Source organism: Microbacterium zouquanmingi, from assembly GCF_052266695.1.
Classification (GTDB): Bacteria; Actinomycetota; Actinomycetes; order Actinomycetales; family Microbacteriaceae; genus Microbacterium.
This window is the reverse complement of sequence record NZ_JBQPQZ010000002.1, coordinates 332,210-343,988: the sequence shown is the minus strand read 5'-3', so window position 1 is coordinate 343,988 and position 11,779 is coordinate 332,210. Positions and strand designations below refer to the sequence as shown.

The 11,779-nt window shown below is 64.6% G+C and carries 12 protein-coding genes; 4 read left to right on the top strand and 8 right to left on the bottom strand.

What is annotated here, in order from left to right:
• Position 1: 1 nt before the first annotated feature.
• A complete protein-coding gene (locus ACTU6U_RS05820; RefSeq protein WP_443468218.1) occupies positions 2–1,555 on the bottom strand; it encodes a carboxyl transferase domain-containing protein in 1,554 nt (517 codons plus the stop codon).
• A gap of 97 nt (positions 1,556–1,652) precedes the next feature.
• On the opposite strand from ACTU6U_RS05820, the gene ACTU6U_RS05815 reads away from it, so the two are divergent.
• Positions 1,653–2,249 (top strand): TetR/AcrR family transcriptional regulator, encoded by a 597-nt coding sequence (locus ACTU6U_RS05815; RefSeq protein WP_443468217.1) that lies wholly within the window; start codon positions 1,653–1,655, stop codon positions 2,247–2,249.
• Positions 2,250–2,268: 19 nt separating this feature from the next.
• On the opposite strand, the gene ACTU6U_RS05810 is transcribed toward ACTU6U_RS05815, so the two are convergent.
• From ACTU6U_RS05810 to pdhA, 3 genes are read right to left on the bottom strand one after another with little or no spacing between them, the layout of a single operon-like run.
• The gene (locus tag ACTU6U_RS05810) at positions 2,269–3,654 is read right to left on the bottom strand and encodes a dihydrolipoamide acetyltransferase family protein (protein ID WP_443468216.1); all 1,386 of its coding nucleotides are present in this window, start codon (positions 3,652–3,654) and stop codon (positions 2,269–2,271) included.
• Entirely contained in the window at positions 3,651–4,661 is a 1,011-nt protein-coding gene (locus tag ACTU6U_RS05805; protein WP_443468215.1) for an alpha-ketoacid dehydrogenase subunit beta, read from the bottom strand. The genes ACTU6U_RS05810 and ACTU6U_RS05805 overlap by 4 nt, the downstream gene beginning before the upstream one ends.
• A 1-nt stretch (position 4,662) precedes the next feature.
• Positions 4,663–5,775 (bottom strand): pyruvate dehydrogenase (acetyl-transferring) E1 component subunit alpha, encoded by a 1,113-nt coding sequence (gene pdhA / locus ACTU6U_RS05800; protein ID WP_443468214.1) that lies wholly within the window; start codon positions 5,773–5,775, stop codon positions 4,663–4,665.
• Between the two features lie 169 nt (positions 5,776–5,944).
• Between pdhA and ACTU6U_RS05795 the strand changes: the two genes are divergently transcribed.
• Positions 5,945–6,418, top strand: coding sequence for an Lrp/AsnC family transcriptional regulator (locus ACTU6U_RS05795; RefSeq protein WP_443468213.1), 474 nt, complete (start codon positions 5,945–5,947; stop codon positions 6,416–6,418).
• On the opposite strand, the gene ACTU6U_RS05790 is transcribed toward ACTU6U_RS05795, so the two are convergent.
• Positions 6,390–7,298 (bottom strand): alpha/beta fold hydrolase, encoded by a 909-nt coding sequence (locus tag ACTU6U_RS05790; RefSeq protein ID WP_443468212.1) that lies wholly within the window; start codon positions 7,296–7,298, stop codon positions 6,390–6,392. The genes ACTU6U_RS05795 and ACTU6U_RS05790 overlap by 29 nt on opposite strands.
• A gap of 77 nt (positions 7,299–7,375) precedes the next feature.
• On the opposite strand from ACTU6U_RS05790, the gene ACTU6U_RS05785 reads away from it, so the two are divergent.
• Complete coding sequence (locus ACTU6U_RS05785) at positions 7,376–8,101, top strand: 3'-5' exonuclease (protein WP_443468211.1); 726 nt, start codon at positions 7,376–7,378, stop codon at positions 8,099–8,101.
• A gap of 51 nt (positions 8,102–8,152) precedes the next feature.
• On the opposite strand, the gene ACTU6U_RS05780 is transcribed toward ACTU6U_RS05785, so the two are convergent.
• The 3 genes from ACTU6U_RS05780 to glgA all read right to left on the bottom strand — a co-directional run bounded on the left by ACTU6U_RS05780 (position 8,153) and on the right by glgA (position 10,483).
• Complete coding sequence (locus ACTU6U_RS05780; RefSeq protein ID WP_417511774.1) at positions 8,153–8,407, bottom strand: type B 50S ribosomal protein L31; 255 nt, start codon at positions 8,405–8,407, stop codon at positions 8,153–8,155.
• 86 nt (positions 8,408–8,493) lie between these two features.
• Positions 8,494–9,279 carry an ABC transporter ATP-binding protein gene (locus ACTU6U_RS05775; protein ID WP_443468210.1) on the bottom strand — a complete coding sequence of 262 codons (786 nt, stop codon included), beginning with the start codon at positions 9,277–9,279 and terminating at the stop codon, positions 8,494–8,496.
• A 10-nt stretch (positions 9,280–9,289) separates the two neighbouring features.
• Positions 9,290–10,483 carry a glycogen synthase gene (glgA, locus tag ACTU6U_RS05770; protein WP_443468209.1) on the bottom strand — a complete coding sequence of 398 codons (1,194 nt, stop codon included), beginning with the start codon at positions 10,481–10,483 and terminating at the stop codon, positions 9,290–9,292.
• Positions 10,484–10,529: 46 nt separating this feature from the next.
• Between glgA and ACTU6U_RS05765 the strand changes: the two genes are divergently transcribed.
• Positions 10,530–11,774 (top strand): glucose-1-phosphate adenylyltransferase, encoded by a 1,245-nt coding sequence (locus tag ACTU6U_RS05765; protein WP_443468208.1) that lies wholly within the window; start codon positions 10,530–10,532, stop codon positions 11,772–11,774.
• Positions 11,775–11,779 lie beyond the last annotated feature (5 nt).

Here is an 11,779-nt window from a genome sequence, read left to right as displayed (position 1 = left end):
GTCACATCCTGAAGACGCCGAAGCGCGGTTCTGGGAGGGGGCTGCGGGCGATGACATCCAGTGCGAGACCGAGCCGGTCGCGTGTCTCGTCGGGGTCGATGATCCCGTCGTCCCATAGTCGTGCGGTGGCGTAGTAGGGCTCTCCCTGGTCTTCGTACTGTGCCCTGATCGGGTCTTCGAAGGCGCTGCGCTCTTCGGGATCCCAGGACTCGCCGCGGGCCGTGAGCTGGTCCTCTTTGACGGTGGCGAGCACAGATGCTGCCTGGTTGCCGCCCATCACCGAGATGCGACTGGCCGGCCACGTCCACAGGAAGCGCGGCGAGTACGCCCGCCCGCACATCGAGTAGTTTCCGGCGCCGAAGGATCCACCGATGATGACGGTCAGCTTCGGCACGCGGGTGGTGGCCACAGCGGTCACCATCTTCGCGCCGTCCTTCGCGATGCCGCCTGCCTCGGCGACCGAGCCGACCATGAAACCCGTGATGTTCTGCAGAAAGAGCAGCGGGATGCCGCGCTGGTCACACAGTTCGATGAAGTGGGCACCCTTGAGCGCGGACTCGCTGAACAGCACCCCGTTGTTGGCGACGATGCCGATCGGGTGACCGTGCAGACGCGCGAAGCCGGTGACGAGGGTCGTGCCGTATTCGGCTTTGAACTCGCGGAAGGAGTCGCCGTCGACAAGCCGACTGATCACCTCGTGCACGTCGTACGCGGCGTTGACGTCGACGGGGACCGCACCGTACAGACTTGACTCGTCTTCGGGGGCGACGGATGCCGCGATCTCCCACGCCGGAGCCGCGGGCGCAGGCAGGGTCTGCACGATGTCTCGAAGGATCTCGAGGGCGTGCTCGTCGTTCTCTGCCAGGTGGTCTACGACGCCGGAGCGGCGGGCATGGAGTTCGCCGCCCCCCAGTTCCTCTGCGGTGACGACTTCGCCGATCGCCGCTTTCACAAGTGGCGGTCCGCCCAGGAAGATCGTGCCCTGATTGCGGACGATGACGGTCTCATCGCTCATCGCCGGGACATAGGCGCCGCCCGCCGTGCACGAACCCAGCACCGCCGCGAGCTGCGGAATGCGCTCAGCGCTCATCCGCGCCTGATTGAAGAAGATGCGCCCGAAGTGGTCGCGGTCAGGAAAGACTTCATCCTGCTTCGGAAGGAAGGCTCCCCCGGAATCGACCAGGTACAGACAGGGAAGACGGTTCTCCAATGCGATCTCCTGCGCACGCAGATGCTTCTTGACCGTCATCGGCAAGTAGCTGCCGCCCTTGACTGTCGCGTCGTTGCAGATGACCATGACGTGGCGGCCGTGCACCAGTCCGATTCCTGCGATCACGCCTGCGGCCGGCACCTCGCTTCCGTACAGGCCTTCTGCCGCGAGGGGGGCGATCTCGAGAAAGGGGCTTCCCTCGTCGAGGAGTCTCGTGATGCGCTCACGAGGCAGCAGCTTGCCTCTGGCGACGTGACGCTCCCGCGCACGCTCAGGGCCGCCTGCGGCCGCACGATCGAGTCGTTCGCGCAATTGTGCTGCGAGCGACTGCTGTGTCACTGTCATCGTGACGTCCTCCTCGACTCACGTAGTGGCATCCACCGTGCATTTACGGTTAGTGTTCACTAACCCGACAATTTTAGGTTAGCGAGCGTTAACTGAAATGACAAGCCCTCTCACCTCTCGTGACCGCGCGAAAGCCGAACGTGCCGACGCACTTCTGCACGAAGCCGCCCGCCTTTTCGCCGCACGAGGCTATTCGGGCGTGAGCTTGGAAGACATCGGCGCTGCTGTCGGCGTATCGGGCCCTGCCGTCTACCGTCATTTCAATGGCAAGCAGGCGCTCCTGGGCGCTGTCCTGGTGAAAGTCAGCGAAGACCTCGTCGTCGGCGGCACGGCAGTGGCTGAGGAAGCCGCGGGCACCTCCGAGAGAATGCGCGCATTGATCGCGTTCCACGTCGACTTCGCGCTCGGCAACGCCGACATCATCCTGGTTCAGGATCGCGATCTCGCACACCTCTGCGACGAGGATCGCGCCGCCGTGCGCACGCTGCAGCGCGCCTACATCGGACTGTGGATGTCGACGCTTGTGCCCCTTCTCGACGCATCCACAGACGAGCTGAGACTGCGGGTGCAGGCGTGCTTCGGTCTGATCAACTCGACACCGCACAGCACCCGCAGCGCCTCACGATCCACGAGAGCCACCGCCGCCGTGCTCAGAGAGATGGCGTACGCAGCATTGCTCGCACCCGTCGGCTGAGGCCGGGGTGACAGCCCGGTCAGCGCAGGAGCATCGCGCGACCCGGCTGCTCGAGAATGTCCGCGACATCCTTCACGAATCGGGCCCCCTCTGCGCCGTCGACGATGCGATGATCGAAGGACAGACTCAGTGTCATCACCTGCCGAAGCGCGATCTCGCCCTGGTGCTCCCACGGCATGCGGCGAACAGCTCCGACCGCGAGAATCCCCGACTGGCCAGGAGGCAGGATCGGAGTGCCGGCATCGATGCCGAACACACCGATATTCGTGATCGAGAATGTGCCGCCGGCGAGTTCTGCCGGCGTCGTCTTTCCCGATCGCGCTGTCTGAGCCAGCGCGGTCAGCGCGTCCGCGAGTTGCGGCAGCGTCATGCTGTCTGCGGCACGGATGTTCGGCACGATGAGCCCACGCTCCGTCGCCGCGGCGATTCCGAGATCGACGTAGTGGTGCTGCACAATCTCGCCGGCCTCTTCGTCCCACCGCGAGTTCAGTCCGGGTGTGCGGCTCAGAGCCAGGCACGCGGCCTTTGCCACGACGACGAGTGGACCGATCTTGTGCGCGGTCAGTTCGCGATCTTCACGCAGTGTCGCGATGAGCTCCATGGTGGCGGTCACATCCACCGTGTGGAAAGTCGTCACGTGCGGTGCGGTGAATGCACTCTGCACCATCGCCGCAGCGGTGTGCTTGCGCACACCCCTGATCGGGATGCGAGTTTCGCGCGCGTCGGTCGTACCTAGAACGCTGATGGCCGGATGCTGAGGTGCTGGCGCATCCGTTCTCGCACCGACACGCTCGGCGTAGGCATCGATGTCTTCACGAGTGATCACGCGATCGCCGACTTCAGCGGCGACCAGGACGATGTCGACGCCAAGTCGCTTGGCATGTGCGCGCACCGGGGGCGTCGAGCGCGGCCGTTCGCCGACCCTCACGGTCGCCGGCGCTTCATCAGGAAGCACATCGTGCGGTGCCGCCTCCAGCACGGCGGTGTCCGCGGGAACCGTGCTCCCCATGACACGACGCACACGGCGCATCGGACGCTTCTTGCTCGATGGGGCAGCACCATATCCGACGAGGTTCGGTGGCGTCGCCTCCGTGTCGTCAGCATCTGCGTTCTCAGTCTGCGCGGTGCTCTCCTCGCTGCCAGGCTCGGGCTCGGAAGCGTCGTCGCCGGGGACGTCGAAGGCGATGAGCGGAGCGCCCACCGCGACGGTCTCTCCCGCTTCGGCGTGCAGCGTTGAGACCGTGCCCTCGAAGGGAGACGGAAGCTCGACGACGGCCTTTGCCGTCTCGACCTCGGCGAGCGTCTGGTTCAACGTCACGGTATCGCCGGGGGCCACGAGCCACTGGACGACTTCGGCGTCGGTAAGCCCCTCGCCGAGGTCGGGAAGATGGAATTCCTGAATCATGACTCGGCTCCCGCAAGGCTGTTCGGTCGATCGAGTACGCGGTCGACGGCATCCAGAATCCGATCGAGGTCCGGAAGATGGAACTTCTCCAGCTTCGCGGGCGGATAGGGCACATCGTGGCCGGTGACGCGCACAGGCGCCGACTCGAGGTACTCGAAGCACCGCTCGGTGATGCTGGCGATCACTTCTGCTGCGACGCCCGCCTCACGGGAGGCTTCATGGGCGACGACGACGCGTCCTGTGCGCCGAACGGATGCGGCGATCGTTCCGTAATCCACCGGTGAGAGTGAGCGCAGATCGATGACCTCCAGCGACAGCCCCTCGTCCTCTGCGGCAGCTGCGGCATCCAACGCCGTCGACACCATCGCCCCGTAGGTGATGACTGTGACATCAGCCCCTGGGCGGACGACACGCGCAAGCCCCATCGGCGACGCATCCGCGAGTGAGGCGTCGAGATCGACCTCACCCTTGTGGTGATAGAGCCGCTTCGGTTCGAAGAAGATGACCGGGTCATCCGAGGCGATCGCCTGCTGCAGGCATCGGTACGCATCCTGCGGATTGGAGACCGCGATCACGCGCAGGCCGGCAGTGTGCACGAAGTAGGCCTCGGGCGACTCCGAGTGATGCTCAGCCGCCCCGATTCCTCCCGCCCAGGGGATCCGAATCGTGATCGGCATCTTCACGCGCCCCTGTGTGCGGTAGTGCAGCTTGGCGACCTGCGAGACGATCTGATCGAAGGCCGGATAAACGAACCCGTCGAACTGGATCTCGACGACGGGACGATAGCCGCGATACGCGAGCCCGACTGCAGTGCCGACGATGCCCGATTCCGCCAGAGGCGTGTCGATGACGCGCGCCGCCCCGAACTCATCGAGGAGACCGTCGGTGATGCGGAAGACACCGCCGAGCTTGCCGATGTCCTCCCCCATCAGGACGACCTTCGGTTCGTCTTTCATCGCTTTTCGGAGGCCGGCGTTCAATGCCTTGCCCAATGTCATCTGAGTCATGTCACACCTCTTCGAACGACGCGAGATACGCGGCATACTCTTCGCGTTCGCGGTCGATGCCGCAGTGCGGTTCTGCGTACACCCCGTCGAACACGGCGAGCGGCTCGCGGGTGACCATGCCGAGGCACGCGGCTCGCATCTCTCGGGCGATTTTGTCGGCATCGGCGTGCGCAGCAGCGATCTGCTCGTCGTCGATCTCGCCGAGGCCGCGAAGATACGCCTCGACGCGAGCGATCGGGTCGCGTTGCTTCCATGATTCGAGCTCTGCGGGATCGCGGTATCGGGTCGGGTCATCCGACGTCGTGTGCGGCCCCATGCGGTAGGTGACAGCCTCGAGGAACACCGGCCCCTTGCCCGATCGCGCATGCGCGAGTGCCCAGCGCATGGCCGCCATGCAGGCGAGCACGTCATTGCCATCGACACGCAGGCTCGGGATGCCGAATCCGGGTGCTCGCCCGGCGATCGGGTACTGCGATTGCACTGTCACCGGCTCAGAGATCGCCCAATGGTTGTTCTGGCATACGAAGACGACCGGGGCCTGGTAGGAGGCGGCGAAGACCATCGCCTCGTTGACGTCTCCCTGGCTGGTCGCACCGTCACCGAAGTAGGTGACGGCAACTTCAGGAGCCTGCTCGTGCTTGATGCCCATGGCGTAGCCCACCGCGTGCAGAGTCTGCGCGCCGATAATGATCTGCAGTGGGGCTACCCGCATCTCCAGGGGATCGAACGGCGCCCCTTCTTCGCCGCGCCAGACCCGCACGAAGTCACCTGGCTGCGCGCCGCGCGCGTAGAGGACCCCGGTCTCGCGGTAGCTGGGGAAGACGAAGTCGATCGGATCGATCGCGCGGGCCGTGCCGATCTGCGCTGCTTCCTGGCCGTTGCAAGGAGCCCAGAGACCCAGTTGCCCCTGACGCTGCAGGGCGATGCCTTCGGAATCGATCCGACGCAGGATCACCATGTCGCGGTGCAGCCCGCGAAGCTGCGCTGCATCAACGTCAGCCACGAGCGCATCGAGCTCAGGGTTGCTCAGTCGGGTTCCATCCGGCGCGATGAGTCTCTCAACAAGCTCAAGATCTTGGCCGGTGTCTGTGTTCGGGGTGGTTTGCGATGACATCTTCGTCCTCCTGACGGGTGAGTCCCTCGTGAGGACCAGCACGCCTGACGCCGACGGCTCCGTCGGTCACTTCGAGCGTACGTCCGTTCATCAGCACGCTCAAGCATTCACAGTTTGCTTGAGCATGTTGCCCAATAATGCCGTTTGTCACCTGCTAGGGTTTGGCACTATGTCCACGCTTGATCGAGTAGATCTCGAACTGCTCATTGCGCTGTCGGAAGACCCCAGAACCACCGTCGTCGCGCTTGCCGAACGTCTGGGCCTATCGCGCAACACCATTCAGGCGCGAATGGCCAGGCTCGAGCAGACTGGCGTGTTCCTCTCCTACGAGCGATCCTTCTCAGCAGAAGTGCTGGGCTTTCCTCTGCAGGCGTTCATCAGCATCGGACTCCGACAGACCGAGCTGCCACGGATCACCGCAGAGCTTGCGCGCATTCCCGAGGTTCTTCAGGTGCACGGACTGAGCGGATCTATCGACCTGCTCGCGCGCGTCGCCTGCCGCGACGCCCGGCATCTGTTCGATACAGACGCCCGCATTCTGTCGATCGAAGGCGTGGAACGCACGGAGACCTCGCTCGCGATGGGCGAGGTGATCCCCTATCGCGTCGCGGGTCTCATCGGTCTCGCGAAACGGGAACCCTGAGGAATCGACGGATCGCACCAGCGGCCTCGGCGGGCGTCTCGTAGTGGATGAGGTGACCGACGTCTGCGATCTCCACCAGCTCGGCATCGGGGAACAGCGCCGCCAGACGCCGCTCGTCCTCGATAGGGGTGATGTCGTCGTGCTGCGCAGCCACCAGCAGCGTCGGCACGTCGATCTCGGGAGCGAACGCTCGCACATCGTTCGAGACGCTGGCGACGAACGCGTCACGCAGAACATCGCGATCGGCGAACCTCGAGAAGTACGTGTCGTGCTGATCGTGGATGAAGCGGCGCAGATCCGCGTCTGCTGTCTTCGCCATCGCGATGCTCGTTGCGCGCACGATCAGTCGGTTCCGTAGCAGCGCTGTTCCGATGCGCGCCGGGAGCTTCGCACCGAGCGCGTAATAGAACACGGCGAGCTTGGTGAGAATGCCCTTCGGTCCCTGCAGAGCAGGAGCGCCGATCGGGTTGATGAGAATCAGCTGCGGCGTCTGGAGACCGCCCGCGACGGCTGCAGAAGTCACGATCGACCCGAAGGAGTGGCCGAGGATGACAGCGCCAGGTGCGACAGCTGCTGCGAACTCGCGCAGCCACTGCGCGTATGCCTGGAGATCGTGGACACCGCCGGGAAGAGGTTCGGTCTCGCCGAAACCGGGCAGGTCGGGTGCGATCACGCGGAGCTCGGGAAGGAAGGCGAGCACCGGCTCCAGACCGTGATGCTCGCCGCGGAATCCGTGCACCGCGATCACCGTCACCGGTTCCATCGAGTCGGTAGCGGGGCCGTACACCCAGTACGCGGTCCTACCGCCAGAGACCTCGACCTCGTGCCGCTCGACGGGAAGACGACTCAGCCTGTCGGCATATGGCGATGGCACGGGCATGCCTTCAGTCTACGGGCGCGCCTGCGCCGCAATGTCCGAGGCCATCCCTAGCGTGAGAGGTGACAGAGGAGAAGTTCATGGCACTCGATCTGGAATTGCCGGCCTGGCTCGGTCGCATCGGCGTCTTCGACCTCGAGACGACGGGAGTCGATGTCGGGACCGATCGCATCGTCACCGCATACGTCGGTGTGCTCGATTCCCGCGGCGACGAGGTCGCCGCACGATCATGGATCGCCGACCCTGGGGTGCCGATTCCAGACGGGGCAGCCGCCGTGCATGGGATCACCACCGAACGCGCTCAGCGCGAAGGCCGAGATGCCTGCGAAGTAGTCGCCGAGATCAGGTCCTCGCTCAGCTCGCTGTTCGCGCAGGGGCTCCCTGTGGTCGCCTACAACGCCTCGTATGATTTCTCACTGCTCGCGCATGAGTGCCACCGGCACGGTGTCGCGGTTCTCGAGGCACCCGGTCCGGTCATCGATCCACTGGTGATCGACAAGGCAGTCGACCGGTACCGCAAAGGCAAGCGCACTCTCGAGTTCGTCGCGCAGCACTATGGAGTGACGCTCGACGGTGCGCACGAGGCATCCGCAGACGCCATCGCTGCCGGCAGAGTCGCACAGGCGCTCGCACGGGCGTTCCCGCTCGCGACGTCCGCGCAAGAACTGCACGCACAGCAGATCGGCTGGGCGCGGACGCAAGCTGAGAGCCTTACCGAGTACTTCATCCGCATCGGTCGCATCGATCCAGAAGATGCTCTCGACGGGCAGTGGCCTGTGCGAGAAACGGCGCACGAAACGCGCTGAGAACACAAGGAAGGCCCCGCCGAAGCGGGGCCTTCCTTTCGTTGCGGGAGCTTACTTGCTGCCGCCGAAGCCCTTGAAGCGCTGGTTGAACTTCTCGACGCGACCGGCCGAGTCCATGATGCGCTGCTTACCCGTGTAGAACGGGTGCGAAGCAGAGGAGATCTCGACGTCGATGACCGGGTACTCCGCGCCATCCAGCTCAATCGTCTTGTCGCTGGTGACCGTCGAGCGGGTCAGGAACGTCTCGCCCGAGCCGAGGTCGCGGAACACGACGTTCTTGTAGTCGGGGTGAATGTCAGTCTTCATGCGGAATCCTTGGATTGCGGGGTGCGTACAGAATGAAAGTCAAAGGGTGCAGAAGCACCAAGGGTCAATATTAGCATATGCCGAGCTCAGGACGTGGCACGCGCCGCGTAGCGTCCGTCTTCGGCCGAGAGCGCGATCGGCATTCCGAAGGCTTCGGCCAGAGCATCCGGCGTCAGCGTCTCTTGGATCGGGCCCGCGGCGACGATGGCGCCTTCGCGAATCAGCAGCACGTGAGTGAATCCAACCGGTATCTCTTCTACGTGATGGGTCACCATGACCATCGCCGGCGTCGTCGGAGATGACGCGTAACCGCTGAGGAGGCTCAGAAGCTCCTCACGCGCCCCGAGATCCAGCGAAGCAGTCGGCTCATCGAGAAGCAGAAGTTCGGGATCGGTCATCACTGCACGCGCAATCTGCACGCGCTTCTGCTCGCCATCGCTGAGCGTTCCGAAGGTCCGATCGGCGAGGTGGTCGAGCTTCCACTCCCCCAGTACACGCAGCGCGCGGCGCTCGTCGATGTTCTCGTACTTCTCGTTCCACCGGCCGGTCACTGAGTAGGCAGCGGTGAGCACGACGTTGAGGACTGTCTCCTCGCGGGGGATGCGCCTTGCCATCGCCGAGGACGCGAAACCGATCCGCGGGCGGATCTCGAAGACATCAGTGCGCCCGAGAGTCTCGCCGAGGATCGTCACGGTTCCACCCGTCGGGTGCATGAGCGTGTCGGCAAGCTGAAGCAGGGTGGTCTTGCCCGCTCCGTTCGGGCCGAGCACCACCCATCGCTGGTCGTCTGCGACCTGCCAGGTCACATGATCGACGATGTTGCGCCCGTCACGGCGCACGACGACATCGGTGAAATCAAGAGCGCTCGGCATACTGCCCAGCCTAGACGCTCTCGTCCGTCAGCTCGGCGTAGAGCGACCGCGTCGTGTCGGCGATCGCCGCCCAGCTGAACTCATCCGTCGCACGCTCGCGCCCTGCCCGGCCGTACTCACGCGCCCGTGCAGGGTCTGAAACGACTTCGGTGAGAACCCGGGCAAGATCGGCGACGAACCGGTCCGGGTCAATCGGGGTGCCTGTGCCGTCCTGCACCTGCTCGATGGGCACGAGTCGTCCGGTGACGCCATCAGCGACGACCTCGGGAATGCCGCCGGTCGCCGTGCCGACGACTGCCGCGCCGCACGCCATGGCTTCGAGATTCACGATGCCGAGCGGTTCGTAGACCGAAGGGCACACGAACGTGGTCGCTGCGGCGAGAATCGCGCTGAGCTCATCTCGCGGCAGCATGCGCTCGATCCAGATCACTCCCCCGCGCGTCTGCTGCAGCCGCCCGACGCCTTCTTGGATCTCGGTCATTATCTCGGGCGTGTCGGGCGCGCCCGCGCACAGCACCAGTTGCACATCAGCCGGCAGCAGCTCTGCGGCGCGAAGCAGGTATGGCAGGCCCTTCTGCCGCGTGATCCGCCCGACGAACACGACGGACGGCCGACTCGGGTCCATCCCGATCTCGTCGAGAAAGGCCGGATCGTTCACAGGACGCCACCGCTCTACATCGATGCCGTTGTAGATCACATGGATCCGCTCGGGGCTCACCTGCGGGTACGCGCGCAAGATATCAGCACGCATGCCCGCGGAAACGGCGATGATGGCATTCGCATTCTCGTACGCGAGCTTCTCCACTCCACCGGAGACGGCGTACCCGCCGCGGAGCTGTTCCGCCTTCCAGGGCCGCAGCGGCTCAAGGCTGTGTGCAGTGATCACGTGCGGGATGCCGTGCAACTGTGCGGCGAGGTGACCGGCGAAATTCGCGTACCAGGTGTGACTGTGCACGAGATCGGCACCGGCAACGTCGCCGACCATCAACAGATCGGTTCCGAGAGTCTGCAGCACCTGGTTCTGCCCCAGAAGCTCGGCAGGCGTCCGATAGGACGTCGTGCCCGGTTCTGACCTCTCAGCGCCGAACGCACGCACCTGCACGTCGAGGGAGGATCGCATCGCTGCGACCAGTTCCGAAACGTGCACTCCCGCGCCGCCGTAGATCTCCGGCGGGTACTCCTTGGTGATCATGTCGACGCGCATGCTTGAACGCTAGTACAGCGACACCTTCGGGTTCTATTGTGGAGCCATGGCAGCCCCAAAGAAGGTTTTCGGCATCATCCTCGCCGGCGGAGAGGGCAAGCGTCTCATGCCGCTGACAGCAGACCGCGCGAAGCCTGCTGTGCCCTTCGGTGGCCAGTATCGGCTCATCGATTTCGCGATCTCAAACCTCATCAATTCCGGGCTCCGGCAGATCGTGGTACTCACTCAGTACAAGTCGCACAGCCTTGATCGCCACATCACCCAGACCTGGCGGATGTCTTCGCTGCTCGACTCCTACATCACCTCGGTGCCCGCCCAGCAGCGTCTCGGCAAGCGCTGGTTCTCGGGCTCGGCCGACGCCATCCTGCAGAGCCTCAACCTCATCAATGACGAGACGCCGGACATCGTGATCGTGATCGGCGCCGATCACGTGTACCGGATGGACTTCCAGCAGATGCTCGATGCGCACATCGCCTCCGGCGCAGAGGCGACCGTCGCCGGCATCCGCCAGCCACTCGCCCTTGCGGACCAGTTCGGTGTGATCGACGCCGATCCGGACGGATCGGGACGCATTCGCGCGTTCCTCGAGAAGCCGACGGATGCTGAGGGCCTGGCGGACTCGCCTCACGAGGTCCTGGCCTCCATGGGCAACTACATCTTCAATGCGGATGCTCTGATCGCGGCCGTCGAAGCCGACGGCGAAATCGCCTCATCCCACCACGACATGGGCGGCGACATCGTCCCGTACTTCGTGGACCGCGGTACGGCCGGGTACTACGACATGAAGAACAACGACGTGCCAGGGTCTTCCCCGCGCGACCGTGCGTACTGGCGCGATGTCGGAACCATCGATTCCTTCTTCGACGCCCACATGGACCTCATCGCCACGCTGCCCGTCTTCAACCTGTACAACACGCTGTGGCCGATCCGCACGCAGAGCGTCAACGCGCCGCCGGCCAAGTTCGTCCGCGACGCCGTCGGTCGCATCGGCAACGCGATCGACTCGATCGTCTCGCCCGGTTCGGTCCTCTCCGGGACGCATCTGGAGCGCAGCGTGATCGGCCCTGGCACACTGGCTGCCGGCGGATCGACGATCACCGACTCTGTGCTGTTCGATGGCGTCGTCGTGGGTCAAGGGGCGAGAGTGCACAGAGCCGTCCTCGACAAGAACGTGGTGATGCTCGATGGCGCCACAGTCGGCGTCGACAGGCAGCGAGATCTGGACCGCGGGTATACCGTGACGGAATCTGGCATCACGATCGTCGGAAAGGGCGAGCTGGTCGAACTCTGATCAGG

Bases quoted from the DNA above. Each gene is read 5' to 3' on its own strand.
- ACTU6U_RS05785 (WP_443468211.1), top strand. From the start codon at position 7,376: ATGGCACTCGATCTGGAATTGCCGGCCTGGCTCGGTCGCATCGGCGTC.
- ACTU6U_RS05820 (WP_443468218.1), bottom strand. From the start codon at position 1,555: ATGACAGTGACACAGCAGTCGCTCGCAGCACAATTGCGCGAACGACTC.
- ACTU6U_RS05775 (WP_443468210.1), bottom strand. From the start codon at position 9,279: ATGCCGAGCGCTCTTGATTTCACCGATGTCGTCGTGCGCCGTGACGGG.
- glgA (WP_443468209.1), bottom strand. From the start codon at position 10,483: ATGCGCGTCGACATGATCACCAAGGAGTACCCGCCGGAGATCTACGGC.
- ACTU6U_RS05810 (WP_443468216.1), bottom strand. From the start codon at position 3,654: ATGATTCAGGAATTCCATCTTCCCGACCTCGGCGAGGGGCTTACCGAC.
- ACTU6U_RS05790 (WP_443468212.1), bottom strand. From the start codon at position 7,298: ATGCCCGTGCCATCGCCATATGCCGACAGGCTGAGTCGTCTTCCCGTC.
- ACTU6U_RS05795 (WP_443468213.1), top strand. From the start codon at position 5,945: ATGTCCACGCTTGATCGAGTAGATCTCGAACTGCTCATTGCGCTGTCG.
- pdhA (WP_443468214.1), bottom strand. From the start codon at position 5,775: ATGTCATCGCAAACCACCCCGAACACAGACACCGGCCAAGATCTTGAG.
- ACTU6U_RS05765 (WP_443468208.1), top strand. From the start codon at position 10,530: ATGGCAGCCCCAAAGAAGGTTTTCGGCATCATCCTCGCCGGCGGAGAG.
- ACTU6U_RS05805 (WP_443468215.1), bottom strand. From the start codon at position 4,661: ATGACTCAGATGACATTGGGCAAGGCATTGAACGCCGGCCTCCGAAAA.
- ACTU6U_RS05780 (WP_417511774.1), bottom strand. From the start codon at position 8,407: ATGAAGACTGACATTCACCCCGACTACAAGAACGTCGTGTTCCGCGAC.
- ACTU6U_RS05815 (WP_443468217.1), top strand. From the start codon at position 1,653: ATGACAAGCCCTCTCACCTCTCGTGACCGCGCGAAAGCCGAACGTGCC.